The organism is Maribacter sp. 1_2014MBL_MicDiv, assembly GCF_001865655.1.
Taxonomy (GTDB): Bacteria; Bacteroidota; Bacteroidia; order Flavobacteriales; family Flavobacteriaceae; genus Maribacter; species Maribacter dokdonensis.
Map to the genome: position 1 here is coordinate 3,778,431 of NZ_CP011318.1, position 20,379 is coordinate 3,798,809.

General features: G+C 36.2%; 16 protein-coding genes. 13 read left to right on the forward strand and 3 right to left on the reverse strand.

The window, feature by feature from the left end:
• The first annotated feature begins 210 nt into the window (after nucleotides 1-210).
• The 11 genes from YQ22_RS15870 (at nucleotide 211) to YQ22_RS15920 (ending at nucleotide 13,400) form a co-directional block, all read left to right on the forward strand.
• Nucleotides 211-1,404 (forward strand): Nramp family divalent metal transporter, encoded by a 1,194-nt coding sequence (locus YQ22_RS15870; protein WP_071341970.1) that lies wholly within the window; start codon nucleotides 211-213, stop codon nucleotides 1,402-1,404.
• Between the two features lies 1 nt (nucleotide 1,405).
• Entirely contained in the window at nucleotides 1,406-2,134 is a 729-nt protein-coding gene (pxpA, locus tag YQ22_RS15875) for a 5-oxoprolinase subunit PxpA (RefSeq protein ID WP_071341971.1), read from the forward strand.
• 8 nt (nucleotides 2,135-2,142) lie between these two features.
• On the forward strand, nucleotides 2,143-2,880 hold the full coding sequence (pxpB, locus tag YQ22_RS15880; protein ID WP_071341972.1) for a 5-oxoprolinase subunit PxpB: 738 nt from the start codon (nucleotides 2,143-2,145) through the stop codon (nucleotides 2,878-2,880).
• Entirely contained in the window at nucleotides 2,873-3,712 is an 840-nt protein-coding gene (locus tag YQ22_RS15885; protein WP_071341973.1) for a biotin-dependent carboxyltransferase family protein, read from the forward strand. The genes pxpB and YQ22_RS15885 overlap by 8 nt, the downstream gene beginning before the upstream one ends.
• Nucleotides 3,713-4,103: 391 nt before the next feature.
• Nucleotides 4,104-5,780, forward strand: a complete 1,677-nt coding sequence (gene ilvD, locus YQ22_RS15890) for a dihydroxy-acid dehydratase (RefSeq protein ID WP_071341974.1) — start codon at nucleotides 4,104-4,106, stop codon at nucleotides 5,778-5,780.
• Between the two features lie 93 nt (nucleotides 5,781-5,873).
• On the forward strand, nucleotides 5,874-7,607 hold the full coding sequence (gene ilvB, locus YQ22_RS15895; RefSeq protein ID WP_071341975.1) for a biosynthetic-type acetolactate synthase large subunit: 1,734 nt from the start codon (nucleotides 5,874-5,876) through the stop codon (nucleotides 7,605-7,607).
• Nucleotides 7,608-7,628: 21 nt separating this feature from the next.
• Nucleotides 7,629-8,207 (forward strand): O-methyltransferase, encoded by a 579-nt coding sequence (locus YQ22_RS15900; protein WP_071341976.1) that lies wholly within the window; start codon nucleotides 7,629-7,631, stop codon nucleotides 8,205-8,207.
• 59 nt (nucleotides 8,208-8,266) lie between these two features.
• Nucleotides 8,267-8,788 (forward strand): acetolactate synthase small subunit, encoded by a 522-nt coding sequence (gene ilvN / locus YQ22_RS15905; protein WP_058105852.1) that lies wholly within the window; start codon nucleotides 8,267-8,269, stop codon nucleotides 8,786-8,788.
• Between the two features lie 37 nt (nucleotides 8,789-8,825).
• The gene (gene ilvC / locus YQ22_RS15910) at nucleotides 8,826-10,301 is read left to right on the forward strand and encodes a ketol-acid reductoisomerase (protein ID WP_071341977.1); all 1,476 of its coding nucleotides are present in this window, start codon (nucleotides 8,826-8,828) and stop codon (nucleotides 10,299-10,301) included.
• 154 nt (nucleotides 10,302-10,455) lie between these two features.
• A complete protein-coding gene (gene ilvA / locus YQ22_RS15915) occupies nucleotides 10,456-11,721 on the forward strand; it encodes a threonine ammonia-lyase (protein ID WP_071341978.1) in 1,266 nt (421 codons plus the stop codon).
• 92 nt (nucleotides 11,722-11,813) lie between these two features.
• Nucleotides 11,814-13,400, forward strand: coding sequence for an NADP-dependent glyceraldehyde-3-phosphate dehydrogenase (locus YQ22_RS15920; protein ID WP_071341979.1), 1,587 nt, complete (start codon nucleotides 11,814-11,816; stop codon nucleotides 13,398-13,400).
• Nucleotides 13,401-13,436: 36 nt separating this feature from the next.
• Here the strand turns inward: YQ22_RS15920 and YQ22_RS15925 are convergent, their stop codons facing one another.
• Complete coding sequence (locus YQ22_RS15925; protein ID WP_071341980.1) at nucleotides 13,437-14,078, reverse strand: hypothetical protein; 642 nt, start codon at nucleotides 14,076-14,078, stop codon at nucleotides 13,437-13,439.
• A gap of 108 nt (nucleotides 14,079-14,186) precedes the next feature.
• Complete coding sequence (locus tag YQ22_RS15930) at nucleotides 14,187-16,340, reverse strand: TonB-dependent receptor (RefSeq protein WP_071341981.1); 2,154 nt, start codon at nucleotides 16,338-16,340, stop codon at nucleotides 14,187-14,189.
• 251 nt (nucleotides 16,341-16,591) lie between these two features.
• Here YQ22_RS15930 and YQ22_RS15935 point away from each other — a divergent pair, with 251 nt between their 5' ends.
• Both YQ22_RS15935 and YQ22_RS15940 read left to right on the forward strand, forming a co-directional pair.
• Nucleotides 16,592-17,791 carry an MFS transporter gene (locus YQ22_RS15935; protein WP_071341982.1) on the forward strand — a complete coding sequence of 400 codons (1,200 nt, stop codon included), beginning with the start codon at nucleotides 16,592-16,594 and terminating at the stop codon, nucleotides 17,789-17,791.
• 189 nt (nucleotides 17,792-17,980) lie between these two features.
• Nucleotides 17,981-19,249, forward strand: coding sequence for a serine hydrolase domain-containing protein (locus YQ22_RS15940; protein WP_232231225.1), 1,269 nt, complete (start codon nucleotides 17,981-17,983; stop codon nucleotides 19,247-19,249).
• Between the two features lie 74 nt (nucleotides 19,250-19,323).
• Here the strand turns inward: YQ22_RS15940 and leuB are convergent, their stop codons facing one another.
• Nucleotides 19,324-20,379, reverse strand: coding sequence for a 3-isopropylmalate dehydrogenase (gene leuB / locus YQ22_RS15945; RefSeq protein ID WP_071341984.1), 1,056 nt, complete (start codon nucleotides 20,377-20,379; stop codon nucleotides 19,324-19,326).

A 20,379-nucleotide genomic window follows, 5' to 3' on the forward strand; every position in this document is an offset into this window, starting at 1 on the left:
TAGGTTAAGTTTAAGGTTTGGGGATAGCTATAACCCTGTTATTTTAGGATTATTATGTAAACTCGATGAAAGGCGCCCAAGTTTTAGACGAACTGCAATTTTTTAGATTAACGGTATTTTAAAATGTTAAAATTGTGGTGAAAATGATTTTAAGTATGGTGAGCAAAGTCAATTTTACCAATTATATTTACAAGAATGAAAAATTGACATATGTTTAAAAAATTAGGTCCAGGGGTTCTGGTAGCGGCTGCTTTTATTGGTCCTGGTACAGTTACGGCTTGTACCTTGGCAGGGGTAGATTTTGGTTTTAATTTGCTGTGGGCTATGCTGTTATCAATAATAGCAACCTTTATTTTGCAAGAAATGTCTGCCCGCTTAGGTATTGTAACCCAAAAAGGTTTGGCAGATGTCATTAGGCAAGAACTCCATAATCCAATTATTAGAAATAGTGTCATTGCCTTAATATTTTCTGCAATTATTATAGGTAATGCTTCATATGAAGCGGGTAATATTGGTGGTGCAACTTTAGGAATGGAAGCCTTGTTTGGTACTAGCTATAGTAGTTTATACCCTTTTGTTCTTGGTGGATTGGCTTTTGTACTATTGTTCTTAGGTAGTTATAAAGCCCTGGAAAAAGTATTTATAGTGCTGGTATTGATCATGAGTTTATCATTTGTAATGACCGCAATTTTGACTAAGCCCAATATGTGGGAGCTGTTAAAAGGCTTATTAGTGCCTTCGGTTCCTAAAAACGGTATTCTTACCATCATTGCATTGGTCGGTACTACTGTTGTACCTTATAATCTTTTTTTACATGCAGCACTGGTCAGTGAAAAATGGAAATCAAAAGATGATCTCAATTTAGCTAAAAGAGATACTATGGTTTCTATTATATTGGGCGGTCTTGTTTCAATTAGTATTATAATATCTGCCGCGGCCATTAATTCTTTAGAGGTTAATAACATTATGGGTATGGCTAAAGCACTTGATCCTTTATACGGTTCTGCTGCTTTGTATTTTTTAGGTATTGGTATGTTTGCTGCAGGTATTACTTCATCAATAACCGCACCTTTGGCTGCCGCATATGTTGCTAATAGTTGCTTTAGGTGGAACGCTGGTCTTAAGGATTTTAAATTTCGGATGATTTGGATGGTGATTTTATTCCTTGGAGTTTTCTTTCTTTCTTTTGGAATTAAACCTATTGAGATTATAAAATTTGCACAAATTACGAACGGACTTTTATTACCCATCATTGCAGTGTTTTTGCTGTGGGTTGTGAACAGAGTTGGTGTAATGGGGAAATATAAAAACACCTGGTCGCAAAATGTGTTTGGCTTACTTATTATTCTTCTTTCTGTTGTATTGGGTGCAAAAAGTATTTTAACGGTAATAGGTATAATGTAATATGAACAATACCATAGATATTAATTGTGATGTTGGTGAGGGTGTAGGTAATGAAAGTGAATTGTTTCCCCTTATTAGTTCTTGCAATATATCTTGTGGAGCTCATGCGGGTTCTATAGATACCATTAAAAAGTGTCTAGATTTATCTAAATCATATAACGTTAAGGTAGGTGCGCATCCTTCATATCCGGATAGAAAGAATTTTGGTCGTGTTTCATTGCAAATTTCAAAGGAAGATTTAATTGCAAGTATCAGATCTCAAATGGAGGTATTCAATAACGCCCGGGAACAGGCTGGTGTTGATTTACATCACATAAAACCACACGGAGCTTTATATAATGATATAGCTAAAAATGAAACCTTAGCTGAAATTTTTTTAGAGTCTATTGCAGGTTTTAGGAACTCAACATTTTTGTATGTTCCTTATTATAGTGTCATTCAAAGGTTGGCTGAAAAAAATGGGTTTAGGATTTTAGTAGAAGCCTTTGCTGATAGAAATTATAATGATGATTTGAGCCTAGTAACGAGGAAAGAAAAAAACGCCCTGTTGAATAATGGGGAAGAAGTACTGGCTCATATTCTATATATGCACAAAAATAAGAAGGTGAAAACTGTTTCAGGTAAAAGTTTGCCTATGTATGCAGATACCTTTTGTATTCATGGTGACACACCTTCTGCATTACAAATTTTAACGTATATTACAGAGTATTTGTCAGAACATAATCTATAAGTAAAGCCGTGAATTCCCCTAAAATAGATATAAAACCTTTTGGTACACATTCTTTATTAATTGAATGGCCAAATGAAGTTAGTGAGCTCATACTTGAAAAAATACTACAATTTCAAACATTTCTTAATAGTGAGGCTTTAAAGGAGATGGACTGGGAATTGGTGCCGGCTTACAATTCACTTTTGATATTGAATAGAAAGAAGGAAATAGACTTTGAAAAAATGTCTGTGGATATACAAAATTGGTACGCTAATTTGAAGGAATCTGTTAAACCGGATAGATTTTTATGGAGACTGCCTGTAACCTACGATCTTGAGTTTGGTTTAGACTTGGAAGACGTTGCAGGGCAATTAAATAAAACCAAACGTGAAATAATAGACTTGCATACTGGTAGTACTTATACGGTATACGGTATTGGGTTTTTGCCTGGCTTCATGTATTTGGGAGGAATAAATAGTGAGCTTGAGCTACCGCGAAAGGCTATACCAAGACCAAAAGTAATTAAAGGAGCAGTTGGAGTTGCAGGTAAACAAGCTGGCATTTATCCGCAAGAATCACCAGGTGGGTGGAATATTATTGGTAATTGTCCAGTGCCAATTTTTGATGCATCAAAAGATAACCCATGTTTTGTGAGTGTTGGGGATAAAGTTGAGTTTTTTGAGATATCCAAGGCAGAACATGAGCTTCATAAAATAGAAGTAGAGGTAGGTATTTATAAACCTGAAAAAATTAAATTGGATGCTTAAAGTTTTAAAAGCGGGTTTTTATACTACCATACAAGACTCAGGTAGATTTGGCTTAAGGGACAAGGGTGTGCCAGTGTCTGGTGTAATGGATGATATGTCTGTGTTTAAGATAAATTCTTTATTGGAGAATAAAGCATCTGCAGCAGTGTTGGAAATTACGATGACAGGACCAACCCTTATTTTTGAAGAAGATACCTATATGGCTATCGGTGGTGCAGAAATGTCCGCCACTCTTAATAATTTGCCCATAAAAAATTATAAAGTTTACCAGATAGCTGTAGGGGATATTCTATCCTTTGGAAAACTGGAAAAAGGCTTTAGGTCTTATTTGGGAGTAAAGGAAGGTTTTTCTGTTAAAGAAGTTTTAGGTAGTAGATCGTTTTATAAGCCCCTTACAAAGTTCGCTAGATTAATAGATAATGACATCGTTCCTTTTAATGCCCAACAGTTGTTTGAGCCAAAAATATCAGAGATAAAAGTTGATTGCTTTTTGGATGTTGATGTTTTAGAAGTCACTAAAGGACCCGAGTTTGATATTTTAAACGATAGACAATTGGAAGAAATTTTTTCTAAAACCTTTACAGTGGCCCATGAGAACAATAGAATGGCTTATCAGTTAACAGAAACAATTACTCCACATGCTATATCCATGTTAACTTCTGCTACATTACCTGGTACGGTTCAGTTAACTCCTGCGGGTAAATTGATCGTGTTAATGAAAGATGGTCAAACAACGGGTGGTTATCCTAGAGTTATTCAGTTAACGGATAGGTCTATTTGTATATTGGCACAAAAGAAAGGTGGAGATCGTATTAGTATTAAATTAGTTTAATTTAATACTTTTCACCCCTTTTTTGTTAAGCGGGTATCTATTGAAGTATTTTTTATTACTATTGTAATATGAATTTATTGAAATCAATTTTTGAAGTAGTCATCGTCATTCCTAAACAGGGATGATATAGCTTTTCATAATTTTAGAAAACCTGTATCAGATTTATTTGATGCAGGTTTTTTTTGTGGTTTACTATGAATATGGAACAGTTTTAAAGTATTGAATATGATATATAATCATTGTTTAAATACTTGATTATAAATTGTTTAGGTAGTTTTTTGTTAAAATGAATTTGTATTGACCATTATTGTTAAAAACTGAAATTTTTATAAACTTTTATCTTTGGTTTAACGGTATTAGAAAATCAAGATAAGCATACGAGATTTATATTATGGAATTAAATAAATACAGTAAAAACGTTACTCAAGATCCAACACAACCAGCAGCACAAGCAATGCTATATGCAATAGGTTTTAAAGATGAGGATTTTAATAAGCCATTAGTTGGTATTGCAAGTACAGGTTATGAAGGTAACCCTTGTAATATGCACTTAAATGATTTGGCAAAGTTGGTTAAAGAGGGAGTTAACTCTAAAGAAACTGTAGGTTTAATTTTTAATACTATTGGTGTTAGTGATGGTATTTCTATGGGTACACCAGGAATGCGTTTTTCATTACCGTCAAGGGATATTATTGCAGATTCTATGGAAACCGTTGTACAAGGCATGTCTTATGATGCATTGGTAACGGTTGTAGGTTGTGATAAGAACATGCCAGGTGCATTAATGGCAATGTTACGTTTAAACCGTCCTGCAATTTTAGTGTATGGGGGTACAATAGCATCTGGATGTCATGAGGATAGAAAGTTGGATATTGTTTCTGCGTTCGAGGCATGGGGAGAGAAAGTAGCTGGTACCATGGACGAGAAAAATTATAAATCCATCATTAAAAAATCCATACCGGGAGCTGGTGCTTGTGGTGGTATGTATACGGCAAATACAATGGCTTCCGCTATAGAAGCGCTAGGAATGTCTATGCCATATAATTCTTCTAACCCTGCAATCAGCAACAATAAAGAAGAAGAGTGTATTGCGGCAGGAAAACAAATGCGAATTCTTATTGAAAAAGATATTAAACCTCTGGATATTGTTACCCGTAAGTCTTTGGAGAATGCTATACGTCTAGTAACCATTATGGGAGGTTCTACCAATGCCGTATTACATTTCTTGGCTATTGCAAGAGCTGCAGACATAGATTTTACGCTAAAAGATTTTCAGCATATTAGTGATACTACACCATTTATTGCAGATTTAAAACCTAGTGGTAAATATTTAATGGAAGATGTTCATAGAATAGGTGGTATACCAGCTGTATTAAAGTACTTATTAAAAAATGGTCTTTTACATGGAGATTGTTTAACGGTAACAGGAAAGACTTTAGCGGAAAATTTAGAAAGTGTTCCAGATTTGGAAGAAGGTCAGGATGTTATTATGCCTTTAGATAAACCAATTAAGGCAACAGGGCATTTAAGAATGTTATATGGTAATTTGGCAGAGAATGGTTCTGTAGCAAAAATTACAGGAAAAGAAGGTTTGTTGTTTAAAGGAACTGCAAAAGTATTTAATAGTGAGTATGATGCCAATGATGCGATACGCGGAGGTAAAGTGGAAAAAGGGAATGTTGTCGTCATTAGATATGAAGGTCCTAAAGGAGGTCCAGGAATGCCTGAAATGCTAAAACCTACAGCAGCCATTATGGGTGCAGGCTTAGGTAAAGATGTGGCCTTAATTACAGACGGTCGTTTCTCAGGAGGTACACACGGTTTTGTAGTAGGGCATATTTCGCCAGAAGCACAAGAAGGTGGTACTATTGCCTTAGTTAAGGATGGGGATACAATTACGATAGACGCAGAAACAAATTCTATTAATGTAGAAGTGTCAGCTGAGGAATTGGCAAAGCGTAAAGAAGCATGGGTAGAGCCAGCTTTAAAGTTTAAAAAAGGAGTATTGTACAAATATGCTCGTTCCGTATCCTCTGCTGCACAAGGTTGTGTAACCGATGAGTTTTAAAAAAATATTGGCTAGAATTTAATGAGTTCTAGTAAGTACGTAATATCGGGTAATTGTGGCTGTAATGCGCATACTTGAATTTGATTATTAATTATGGAAACAGTAAAAGAGAAGAAAAAAGGTACAGGTTCCAAGAATACCATTAGAGTTTCTGGGGCAGAGGCAATAATCCATTGTTTATTAGCAGAAGGTGTTGAAACAATGTATGGTTACCCTGGTGGGGCTATTATGCCCGTCTATGATGAGTTATATAAATTTCAAGATAAGCTCGATCATATTTTAACAAGACATGAGCAAGGTGCTACACACGCCGCTCAAGGTTATGCTCGTGTTTCCGGTAAAGTAGGTGTTGCTATTGCCACCTCTGGTCCTGGAGCAACCAATTTGGTTACCGGTCTTGCAGATGCGCAGATAGATTCTACTCCAATGGTATGTATCACTGGTCAGGTAACAAGACATTTATTGGGTACCGATGCTTTTCAAGAAACTGATATTATAGGTATTTCTACCCCTGTGACTAAATGGAATTATCAAGTGACCGAAGCTTCTGAAATTCCAGAAGTTATGGCTAAGGCTTTTTATATTGCCAAATCTGGCAGACCCGGTCCGGTTTTAGTAGATATTACAAAAAATGCTCAAATAGATGAGCTGGACTTCTCCTATGAGAAATGTGTTGGAGTAAGAAGTTATAAGCCAGTGCCTAAGCCAGAAATGAGTGCAATTGAGGCAGCGGCAGAATTAATAAACAATGCTAAAAAACCATTTATAGTATGGGGGCAAGGTGTTATTCTTGGTAAAGCGGAAAACGAGTTGAAAACCTTGGTTGAGAAAACAGGGATTCCTGCCGCTTGGACCATTATGGGTGCCTCTGCATTAGATACTGCACATCCATTAAATGTGGGTATGGTTGGTATGCATGGTAATTATGGACCTAATTTACTGACCAATGAGTGCGATTTGTTAATTGCCATTGGTATGCGTTTTGACGATCGTGTAACGGGTAGATTAGAAGATTACGCCAAACAAGCAAAAGTTATTCACTTTGAAATTGATCCTGCAGAGGTAAATAAAAATGTACATGCAGATGTTGCAGTGCTGGGTAACTCAAAAGAGACTTTAGGCTTGATTTTGCCATTGCTTAATGAAAATAAGCATAAGGCTTGGCATAATATGTTTAAGGAGAAATACAAAATTGAATTCGATACCATTATAAAAAATGACATTCATCCTACCAAAGAAGGGTTGACTATGGGTGAAGTTATTGAGGAAATTAATTTAGCTTCAAATAATAAGGCGGTGATAGTATCAGACGTAGGTCAGCATCAAATGATTGCGTGTAGATATGCTAAGTTTTCACAGTCTAAAAGTAATATTACTTCTGGCGGATTAGGTACCATGGGCTTTGCTTTACCGGCTGCAATTGGAGCTAAAATGGGTGCTATGGATAGGGAAGTAGTAGCTATTATTGGTGATGGTGGTTATCAAATGACCATTCAAGAATTAGGTGTTATATTTCAGCATAACCTTCCAGTTAAGATTGTAGTGCTTAATAATGAGCATTTAGGTATGGTACGTCAATGGCAAGAGTTATTTTTTGATAAGAGATATGCATCTACCGTAATGGTAAATCCGGATTTCGTTAAAATAGCCGAAGGATATAGTATTGAGGCAAAGCGCATATCTGAACGTAAAGATTTAAAATCTACGATACAGGAAATGATGGCTTCGGATAAACCATACTTTTTAGAGGTAAAGGTAGAGCAAGAGGATAATGTTTTTCCAATGATTCCTTCTGGAGCTTCTGTGTCTGAAGTGCGTTTAAAGTAAATTAGAACAATCAATAACCTCATGAACGATAGCATCATACTTGATATTCCAAAAGTACATAGCTCTATTGTACGTAAATCTGAAGAAATTGGATTTACAATGCCTTCTGATCTATATATAGGAAGTTTTCTTAAGACCTTGATTGCTTCAAAACCTAATGGTAGATTTTTAGAAATTGGAACTGGTATTGGGTTAAGCCTTTCTTGGATGATTGACGGTATGGATACTGATTCTTTTTTGATTTCCATAGATAATGATCAACAGTTGACAGCCATTGCCGAAAATTACTTTGGTGATGACCAGAGAGTTGAACTTATTTGTGAAAATGGGACAGAGTGGATAAAAGGTTACACCGGTGAAAAATTCGATTTAATTTTTGCCGATGCCTGGCCAGGAAAGTATAGTGAGATAGATGAGGTTCTGGATTTAGTCAAGGTTGGCGGGTTTTATATCGTGGATGATATGACCAAACAACCTAACTGGCCAGAAGGGCATGAGGAGAATGTAAAGTCATTGGTTGCGTATTTGGAGAAACGCGAAGACTTGACATTGACCAAATTAAATTGGTCAACAGGTGTAATAATGGCTGTAAAAAATTAGTAAAGATTAATAATAACAATACCATAAAATCCTTTTTAAGGAGTAGGTAATGAAAGCTTATGGAAAATAAATGGTTTACAATCTCAGTATACTCAGAGAATAACGTTGGGTTGTTAAATAGAATATCGGGTATATTCTTAAAGAGACATATTAATATTGAGAGCTTAAATGTTTCTAAATCGGAAATTGACGATGTTTCTAAATTTACAATTGTAGCACATACAACAGAAAAATGGGTACACAATATTGTTGGACAAATCGAAAAACAAATCGAAGTTATTAAGGCGTATTATCATACGGATGACGAGACTATTTATCAGGAGTCTGCATTGTTTAAAATAGCATCGGGACTGTTGTTTGACGAGCGTCAAATTCAAAATATTATAAAGGATAATAATGCACAGATTGTCACGGTTTCAAGAGATTTCTTTGTCATTGCAAAAAGCGGGAGAAGAAATGAAATTGATCAAATGCATGACCAACTAAAACCATATGGCATTATGCAATTTGTACGCTCTGGGCGTATTTCAGTGACAAAAGATGAAATGAAGATTTCCGCTTTGCTAAAAGAGTTTAAATAAAAGAATTATAACATAAATCAAATAAAGTAAATATAAAATGGCCAATTATTTTAATACGCTATCATTAAGAGATCAGTTAACGCAACTTGGAAAATGTCGCTTCATGGAATCGTCTGAGTTCGCTGATGGTGTAAATGCTTTAAAAGGCAAAAAAATTGTTATCGTAGGTTGTGGTGCTCAGGGGCTTAACCAAGGGTTGAACATGAGAGATTCTGGTTTGGATATTGCTTATACACTACGTGATGCTGCAATAAAAGAGAAAAGACAATCTTTTATCAATGCAACTGAGAACGGTTTTACGGTAGGTACATATGAAGAATTGATTCCTACTGCTGACGTCGTTATAAACCTTACGCCAGATAAGCAGCATACAGCTGTAGTAGGTGCGGTTATGCCATTAATGAAAAAAGGAGCTACCCTTTCTTATTCTCATGGTTTCAATATCGTGGAAGAAGGTACTCAAGTTCGTAAAGATCTAACCGTAATCATGGTAGCGCCAAAAAGTCCTGGTTCTGAAGTTAGAGAGGAGTATAAAAGAGGATTTGGTGTTCCAACATTAATTGCGGTTCACCCGGAAAATGATCCGGAAGGTAAAGGTTTGGCACAGGCAAAAGCATATGCTGCGGGTACTGGTGGACATAGAGCCGGTGTTCTGGAGTCTTCTTTTGTTGCTGAGGTAAAATCAGATTTAATGGGTGAGCAAACTATTCTTTGTGGTCTGCTACAAACTGGTTCTATACTTTGTTTTGATAAAATGGTTGAGAAAGGTATTGATGCCGGTTATGCATCTAAATTGATACAATACGGTTGGGAAACTATTACCGAAGGTATGAAATACGGCGGTATTACGCATATGATGGACCGTCTTTCAAATCCTGCTAAGATTAAGGCTTTTGAACTTTCAGAAGAGTTGAAGGATATTATGCGGCCATTGTTCCAAAAACATATGGATGATATTATGACCGGTCATTTCTCTAAAACTATGATGGAAGACTGGGCAAATGATGATAAGAATTTATTGACTTGGAGAGCTGCAACTGGTGAAACTGCTTTTGAAAAAACTCCTGCAGGTAGTCAAGAGATTACAGAACAAGAATTTTATGATAACGGTGTATTAATGGTTGCCATGGTAAGAGCAGGTGTAGAGCTGGCTTTTGAGGCAATGACAGAGTCTGGTATTATTGCTGAGTCTGCTTATTATGAGTCTTTACATGAAACGCCATTAATTGCAAATACTATTGCACGTAAGAAATTGTTCGAGATGAATCGTGTAATTTCAGATACTGCGGAATATGGTTGTTACTTGTTCGATCATGCTTGTAAGCCATTGTTGACTGATTTTATGAAGAATATTGAAACTGATGTTATCGGTAAAAATTTCTCTTCGGATATAGATAATGATGTAGATAACGCCCAATTGATTGCAGTGAACAAAGCATTGCGTGAGCATCCGGTAGAAATAGTAGGAGCACGTTTGCGTGAGTCTATGACAGCAATGAAGCCTATAGTTTAGGTATCAATAACTTAAGGTAATCTTACTGATTGTCCGGTTGGGTATGTTCAAATCTGCAAGCACTTTTGCTCTTGCAGAATTAATGGGCATTACTTAAGCGGACAATTTCGGTTTTATGCATTAATGATAAATTATTAATAGCGAAGAAAAAGATATGAAAGGGAACAAACCGGAGTATTTTCCAGTTTTAGAAGATGTTTTGCAAGCGGCACAGATTATTTCAGAAATTTCAGAAATTACGCCGTTAACAGACAGTATTAGATTGTCCAAAGAGTTTAATTGTCAAATTCGTTTAAAAAGAGAAGATCTACAAAGGGTAAGGTCGTATAAAATTAGAGGAGCTTTTAATAAAATTAGTTCTTTAACAGAGGAAGAAAGGGGTAAAGGGGTTATATGTGCCAGTGCTGGAAATCATGCCCAAGGTGTAGCTTTTGCTTGTTGTCATTTAAAAATCAAGGGTACCATTTACATGCCATCGGTTACACCCAAACAAAAAGTGGAACAAACCAAGCTTTTTGGTGGTGATTGGGTAGAAGTAGTGTTGCAAGGTGATACGTTTGACGATTCATCCTTGGCAGCTAAAATACATGGTGATCAAACCGGTAAAATATTTGTCCATCCATTTGATGACCCTAAGATTATTGAAGGTCAGGCTACTGTTGGTTTAGAACTTATAGAGCAGGCAAAAAAGCCAATTGATTACCTGTTCGTATGTATAGGTGGTGGTGGATTGGCATCTGGTCTTATTAGTGTATTTAGTCAACTATCTCCTAATACCAAAATTATTGGGGTAGAACCCAAAGGTGCTCCTTCTATGAAATCGGCAATCGATTCTGGTGCAGTGATTACCGTAGATAATATTGATAAATTTATTGATGGGGCTGCTGTTAAAAGGGTTGGTGACCTCACATTTCCTATCTGTAATTATTATTTGGATGATATGATTACGGTTGATGAAGGTAAAGTTTGTCAGACTATTTTGGATCTGTATAATAGAGACGCTATTGTAGTAGAACCTGCGGGGGCATTATCTATTGCCGCATTGGAAAAATACAAAGAAGAAATAGTAGGCAAGAATGTGGTTTGCATTATAGGGGGCAGTAATAATGATATTACGAGAACTGCGGAGATTAAGGAGAGAGCTTTATTATATGCCAAATTGAAGCATTATTTTATTATTAGATTTCCTCAAAGACCGGGAGCTTTAAAAGAATTTGTGGTAGATATTTTAGGGGAAACCGATGATATTACCCATTTTGAATACTCTAAAAAATCCAGCAGGGAGAATGCACCGGCAGTCGTAGGTATAGAATTAAAGCACCCAGATGATTTACAACCATTGATCGAGCGTATGAAAAATAACAATTTCTATGGCGATTATATAAATGATAAACCGGATTTGTTTGAGTATTTGGTTTAAACTACTTTTAATATGTTAGATTCGGTTTTCTGTAGTTTTGGAGTGCCGTTCTATAATACATTTATCAATCATAGTACAATATATAAAAAGAGATGAGCGATATTAAAATTCCAGAAGAATTTCAAATTACATCAACTATAGATCAAAAACAATATTTGGTCAACGGAGAACTAAAAGAATGGAAAGGAGATACCACAAATGTATACTCTACAATCTCTTCAACTAAAGAATATAAGCCAACATTATTAGGCAGTATTCCAGACCTACAAGAGGCGGAAGCGCTCGAAGCTTTAGACGGAGCTTTAAAGGCGTATGACAAAGGTCAAGGGGTTTGGCCCACCATGCATGTAAAAGATCGTATTGAATGTATGGAGGTTTTCGTTTCAAAGATGAAAACGAAAAGACAAGAGGTAGTAAAACTTTTAATGTGGGAAATTGGAAAGTCATTGCCGGACTCTCAAAAAGAGTTTGATAGAACGGTAGAGTATATTGAAGATACCATTGAAGATTATAAGCAGTTAGATAGAGACGCAGCAAAGTTTACAAAGCATGATGGCGTGTATGCCCATATTAAGAGAGGACCTTTAGGGGTTGTTTTATGTTTGGGACCTTATAACTATCCATTGAACGAAACATTTGCATTACTTATTCCTGCAATTATAATGGGCAATACCACCATTTTTAAACCTGCTAAACACGGTGTTCTGTTGATTACACCACTTTTAGAGGCTTTTCAAACAAGCTTTCCTAAAGGGGTAGTAAATGTATTGTTCGGTCGTGGTAGAACGGTTGCCGCGCCCATTATGCAAACCGGTAAGGTAGATGTGTTAGCATTAATTGGTAATAGTAAATCTGCCAATGCTTTACAAGATCAGCATCCAAAAAGCAATAGATTACGATTAGTTCTTGGGTTAGAAGCAAAAAATCCTGCTATTATATTACCTGACGCTGATTTGGACCTAACCATTAATGAATGTTTGGCCGGAACATTGTCATTTAATGGGCAGCGTTGTACCGCTTTAAAAGTGGTTTATGTTCATGAAGATATCAGGGCCGATTTCAATAAAAACTTTGCAAAGAAAGTAGACGAGCTAAAATTCGGAAATCCTTGGGAAGATGGTGTCAAACTTACTCCCTTGCCTGAACCTGATAAAGCAGCTTACATACAAGGACTTATTGATGATGCGCTTTCTAAAGGTGCTAAGATCATTAATAAAAAAGGCGGTCAACATTTTGATAATTACATTTGGCCAGCGGTGCTATATCCTGTGACCAAAGAAATGCGTGTATATCAAGAAGAGCAATTTGGTCCTATTATTCCTATCGTACCTTTTACGGATATTGAAGAACCTTTAGATGACATGGCAGAAAGTAATTATGGTCAACAAGTAAGCTTGTTCGGTAAAGATGTGTATGCGCTTTCACCGCTGATAGATACTTTGGTGAACTTGGTATGTCGTGTTAATTTGAACAGCTCTTGCCAAAGGGGACCAGATGTTTATCCGTTTACCGGAAGAAAAGACTCTGCCCAGGCAACTTTAAGTGTGCATGATGCCTTACGCTCATTTTCAATAAGAACATTCGTTGCATTTAAGGATAACGAATTAAATACCGATATTATTGAAAATTTATTAGAGGCTAAACTGTCCAATTTTGTGAGTACAGACTATATCTTATAAGTTGCCTTAATTGATTTATTTTAAGGAAAACCTCTCCTAATTTTTAGGAGAGGTTTCTTTTTTGCATTCTGTGGAAATGGCTTTTGCTCTTTCTAAACCAGAATATGGGTAGTAAGGTATGGTTTGTTTTTCTGCTTCAAATAATGTGATGGCACGTTCAATATCTTTACAAAATGGAACTGTTGATTTGCCAAAGAACCTAGCTGCGCCCATGTCCCACTCGGTTTTGCTTAAGACCACTCTTGGATTGTTTGGTGCAATACTTAAAGCTTTTTGATAAATAGCTGCATTCTCTCCAGACAAGGTCATACCATACTTAGCACCGTCAAAAGCTATATATGCTGTATTTAAGAGCGCATAGGATATCATGATTTCTGGATTGTTTTCTGAAACTGCCGATGCTGCATCTAAAAATTCTTTAGCCCTAGTAAGTTTTGCATTCAATTCTGTTTCATCTTTTAATCCAAAACTGCTTACAATTTCAATTAAACCTACATAATATGGTGGTAACCAATTATCGGTTTCTGCAGCTGAAATTCTTTCAAAAAGTTGAGATGCTTCGGTATTCTTTTGTTGGTCCCATAAAGCAAAAGCTTTGTTCATACCTTTTTCGTATAACGTTTGTGCGGTAATGTTCATTGTGAAAATAAAGGTGATGACTAGTAGTAAGGTTCTCATGGTATAATTTTTTATATGTTATTTATTGTTTTCAAATATCTTTCTATTTAAATGTTATTAATAAAATAGATGACCCAGTTGTAGGTTATGGGTATTGAGTTGTAAGTATTAAAGGTTGTCTAGCTGGTTGTCATTTTTATTTTTACTGATTGTCCAGAAGAAACCAATGAAAAAGAAGCGGTCTGCGGCGGGTGTAATTGTTCTTCGGTCGAATATACCATCAGTATTTGGCTGATCCGCATATTGGTAACCATTTATGTTTTTTGTGCCCAGTACATTACTAACGGATAAGTACACTATTTTCTGCGGACTTATCAAATAGGCGTAGTTGAAGTTTAGTGAGTTGAAACTTTTGGCTTGTTCCGTTAAAAAACGGCCTGTGTTTGGGTCTGTATAACTACGACCTGATGCATAGTTGTAGCTGAATCCGATCTGACTTTTCCAATCTTCAACCCATCGTTTTACCACTAATGATGCATTATGCTTGCTAGCAAAATCTGGTGTAGCTTTGGTTGGGTAATTTTGATAATTTCTTTTTGTATCTAAATAAGAATAAGACATCCAATATTCTGTATTTTTTAATGTTTTGTTGTCTCTCCAGAAAATGTCCAATCCTTTTGCAAAACCATCGCCAGTATTATTGAAGGTAGAAGTGGGCAGTGTAAAAGCTGTATTGTATTTGACTAAATTATTATAGTCTTTGTAATATGCTTCGGCTCTAAAAATCTGTTTGTTTTTTACAAATTGATAGTTGGCAATATAATGTGTGGTTTTTTCAGCCGTAAAATCGGTATTAAACTTTAGGTACTCATTTCTAGGGTTTTGAAAGAACTCTCCGTATGCCAGAGAAAATTGTGCATTTTGCCCAGCTTTATAGGCTAGAGAGAGTCTTGGAGATAGATTAAATTCTTGTAATAATTGTGAATATTCACCTCTAAGACCCACTTTTGTTGCTAGATTTTTTGAGAAGAAAATATCTGCCTCGGCAAAGCCGCCTAAAAGGTTGTTGTTAAATTTGTTTTCATTTTCAATAGTATTCGCACTGTAATCTTCTTTGAAGTCGGTTATAAAATATTCAGCACCAAAGTTTAATTTGTATCTACTGGAAAAGTATTTCTTCAGTGCTAATTTAAAATGGGCAGAATTTTCGGTGTCCGTAATATCTGCTGTGTCTAACTTTAATTTCGTTTGATCGCTAGCAAAGCTTATTCCTGTTGAAATACTCCAATCCTTTTCCATAAAATCTTGATAAGAAGTATTTAGATAAAGGTTGTTATTGTTTAACCCAAATCTAACACCATTAACTTCATTGATGTCTTCTTGTGTTAAGTCAAAGTCAACAGCGCTGTAGGCACCATATACTTTTAGAAGTCCGTCATTATTGAATTTATATCTGTATACTGCTTCGCCTCCAAAAGATGCTACAGGTTTATGCCATTCATTGTTATCTGGATATAATTCCTGATACGGTGCAAGATTTATATAATTGGCATTGACGCTCAGTGAACTTTTATCCCATATTTGGGTATTTCCAAGTCCTAGGCCAACCGTCATTATGGAAATATCCGTTTTTTCTTCTTGTGGTTCGTTTACACTGTTCAATAATAAAACACTTGATAGTGCTTGACCGTATTCTGCAGAATAACCTCCCGTTGAGAAGGTAATTCCTTTAAATAAGAAAGGAGATAACCGGCCCCTTGACGGTATGTTGTTTGCCGAAGGAGAATACGGAGTAAACACACGCATACCATCAACGAATATTCGAGTTTCCTCTGCATCGCCACCTCTAACGAATAATCTGCCATCCTCGGCAACATTAGAAGTACCGGGTAATGTCTGTAATGCGCCTACAAAGTCTCCTAAGGCTCCTGCTGTGGTTACAATATCAAGTGGTTTTAAAGCGGTAACCTTTGCATTGTCGCCTGCATTAAATGTACCGGCGTTAACGGTAACGGCATCCAATGTGTTTACATCGTCTCTTAATTTGATGGTGATATTTTGAAAATGGGTGATTTCGTCTGATTTTGAATAGGTTTCAAATGAAATGGATGATGCAATTAAAGTATGTATTCCGGTAGCATCGGTTTCAAAGGAAAATACCCCTTGATCATTGGTTGCAGTACCATCATACGTTCCTTTTAAATATACATTTGCCCCAATAATTGGTAAGCCTTGTTGGTCAATTATCTTACCGGAAATGGTTGATTGTGCGTATGTATTCACGCAGAGTAGTGTAAGTAAAGCAATTAGTAGCGTCTTCATTATTGATTGCATTTTTTGATTGATGCCACAAATATGAATTGTTCGTAATGGTTTGAACAAAATGGTTTTCTCAATTGTAGATTTTCTGTACTGAATTGGGTGAATTTATAATTGTGAGGAATTACGTGGGGTTAATTTTTCACAGAAATATGGTAATTAATTTGAGTTGAAACCGACATATGCGTTCTAACTTTGCCTTTTTAATTGCTTGTGTTATATAGATTGATGCAGAAAGATTTAAAGTTTGAATTATGGAAAAATTAAAAACAAATAAAAAAGCATTATTTGCTTTAGCTATAGGAGGTTTTGGAATAGGGCTTACCGAGTTCGTTATCATGGGAATTTTAACGGAAGTATCTGGTTCTTTAGGAATAACAATTCCACAGGCAGGGCATTTTATTGCAGCTTATGCTTTAGGGGTAGTGGTGGGCGCGCCGTTGTTGACAGGTTTTGGGTCTAAGCTTAGTCCTAAAAAAATGTTGTTCTTGTTAATGATTTGGTTTACGGTTTTTAACACCCTGTCTGGTTTGGCAACTGGGTATACCAGTTTGTTATTTTTAAGATTTTTATCTGGAATACCACATGGTGCCTTTTTTGGTATTGGTGCGGTAGTGGCCACTAAGCTTGCTAAAAAAGGAAAAGGTGCTCAGGCTATTTCTATTATGTTCTCTGGCTTAACCGTAGCCAATTTAATAGGAGTGCCAATTGGTACGTATTTAGGTCAGCAATTTAGTTGGAGTGTTTCTTTTTACCTAGTGGGTCTTGTTGGTTTATTGGCACTTGGCAGTATTTATTTATGGATGCCGCAAATTAAGGTTGATGAGCGGGAAGAAAAGGTTACGGTGTCCCAAGGTTTAAAAAATAGCGAACTATGGGCATTGATTGCGCTGACCACGATAGGTACAGGCGGATTTTTTGCATGGTACAGTTATGTTGCTCCTTTAATTACGGAAGTAGCAGGTCTGCCAAATCATTTTGTTGGTTACGCTATGATGTTGGCCGGTTTGGGCATGGTTGCAGGAAATTTTTTAGGGGCTAAAATGGCAGAGTGGTTTTCTCCTCTAAAAGCGGTTATAATTAGTCTATCGGTAATGTGTGGTATTTTGTTATTGAATATGATGATAGCGACCAACCCTTATCTGTTAATGGTACTTACTTTTGTTATTGGAGCAATATCATTTACTGTGGCAACGCCTATTCAAATGGCTATCATAAATACCTCTAAGGGTTCAGAAATGCTAGGTTCTTCTATGAACCAAAGTGCTTTTAATATGGGTAATGCATCTGGAGCGTATTTGGCTGGCTTACCAATTGCCTTTGGGTACGGTATTGTATATTCTAGCTTAGTGGGTGCTATACTTGCTTTTTCTGGTGTTGCAATAGCTGTAGGTATTTTAATCGTAAGAAAAAGAAAGGAAAGTAAATATAGAAAAATGGCTATGGGCTGTTAATTAATTATTGTAATAAAAAAGTAAAAAGCAACCTTGTTCAAGGTTGCTTTTTTTATTCTTCTGTTTGGTTTATGGTTCTATCAGAATGCTTGTAATCAATACCTTTTGATGTTAAATTTTTCGTTTTGTGCAGTTCATCGGTAATTTTATACATTTTAACACGTTATAAGAGTCTAAACCTACAATGCTGTGTCACGTACCAAACTATTCTTTGGAACCATAATTATGGTTCTCTTACTTTTTGTTCTAACGGCTTCATCTTTTAAGCCTGAACATTCAGAGGCAATTATTGCAAATCCTAATCCTGTTAAAACGCTTGCGGAGAAAAGGGAAATCAAACTGTATAATATACGGCAGAAAGCTTTAAACAAAGCATTATCGGAATATTTTGATAAGGCTATAAAATCTGGCGATATTGTAGGAGCAGGTGTAAGTATTGTAAATGGCGATTCTGTAATTCTTTCTAATGGATACGGAAAAAGAAGTTATAATGGTAAAGAGTCGGTAAATGCAGAAACATTGTTTAGACTAGGATCAATATCTAAGGGATTTACCGGTATATTGGCTGCACGTTTGGAGAGTGATGGTAAGCTTCGTTTAGAAGATAAGGTTTCAAGTTATTTGCCCAATTTTCATTTTGGTAGTCAACAGAATACAGAGCGTATAAAACTTTCACATCTTCTTTCGCATACCTCTGGTACGCCATATCATAGTTATACAGATTTGGTTGAGGCTGGGTTATCTATGTCCTCTATAAGTGAAAAATTCAATAATGTGGATCCTATCAGTGAACCTGGTATACAATACAGCTATCAGAATGCCATGTTTTCTGTTTCACAGGAAGTAATGTTGAAAGCCACAGGAAAAGATATAAAGACCTTATTGACCGATAGATTTTTTGAACCTCTTGGTATGAGTTCGGTTTCTATGGATCATGAGTCTTTAATGAATACAGATAATATTGCATTGCCTCATATTAAGAGGCGTAATGGGTGGAAACAGGTATTGCCTAGGGACAATTATTACAACGCAATTGCTGCAGGTGGTATAAACGCGAATTCATTGGATATGGCCAAGTGGATGCGATTTTTATTGGGACATAATCCAGAAGTGATGTCAAAAGATGAAATGGCACCGGCTTTTAAACCATTTATAGAGTTAAAAGGTCATCGTAAATATTATCAAAAGTGGCCTGGTCATCTAAAATCATCGTACGGTTTTGGTTGGAGAATTCATACTTTAAAAGAGAATGAAAGTGGGGCAGAAGAAACCATTTGGCATCATGGCGGGAGTGTGAACAACTATAGAAATGAAATTGCACTTTTTCCTGAATCTGATTTAGGAATCTGTGTATTGATCAACGGACCATCAAAATTGGTAAAAACCGTAATCCCGGATTTACGGGCAATAGTTAAAAGTATTTATGATAAGGATATTGCTGTTGCAACTAGTATTTAAAATTGAAATAGAATTTAAATAAAAAAAGTCCCTTTAATCAGTGATTAAAGGGACTTTTTAGTTAAAAAATTGGTCTAGATATTGTTAGCCAACCAATCTCCAACTTCACTGGTTTTATAGCTTTTGCCACCTTCGGCTAAATCCTCTGTAACATAACCTTCGGCCAATGACTTATTAACTACTCGTCTAATTTCTTCAGCTTCTTCAGTTAAATCTAAATCTTCAAAAAGCATTGCTGCAGAAAGTACAGTTGCTAAAGGGTTTGCAATGTCCTTACCTGCCGCTTGCGGATAAGAACCATGTATAGGCTCGTATAAAGAAACATCACTACCAACAGATGAAGAAGGCATTAGTCCCATAGATCCTGCAATTACGGATGCTTCGTCTGTTAGAATATCACCAAATAGGTTTGCTGTAATGATTACATCATATCCTTTTGGCCACTGAATTAAACGCATTGCTACGGCATCTATAAACTCATATGTAACCTCTACTTCCGGATAATCTTTTTCCATGGCCTGTACGGTCTCTCTCCAAAGTCTAGATGATTCCAATACGTTGGCCTTATCTACACAACATAATTTTTTAGAACGTTTCATAGCAAATTCAAAGCCTTTTTTAGCTAATCTTTCTATTTCAAAACGTTGGTAGGTCATGGTGTCAAATGCGGTATTTCCATCATCTTTTCTACCACGTTCCCCAAAATAAACTCCTCCTGTTAATTCTCTTAGAATAATTAAATCCGTTCCTTCTATACGATCTCTTTTTAAAGGAGATTTGTCTATCAATGAAGGAAATGTAAATGTTGGTCTAACGTTAGCAAATAAGCCTAATTTTTGTCTCATTTTCAACAATCCCTGTTCTGGACGAACTTTTGCTGACGGGTCATTGTCAAAACGGGGATGACCTATGGCACCGAATAAAACAGCATCTGCATTTGCACAAATTTCATGTGTTTCGTCTGGGTAAGGTTCCCCAACGGCATCAATTGCTGCCGCACCGGTAAGCGCTGGCTGCCAAGTGATATGGTGCTCATATTTTTTAGCAATGGCATCACATACCTTTACTGCTTGATCAATAACTTCAGGACCGATACCATCACCGGCCAATAAGGCAATATTTAATTTCAT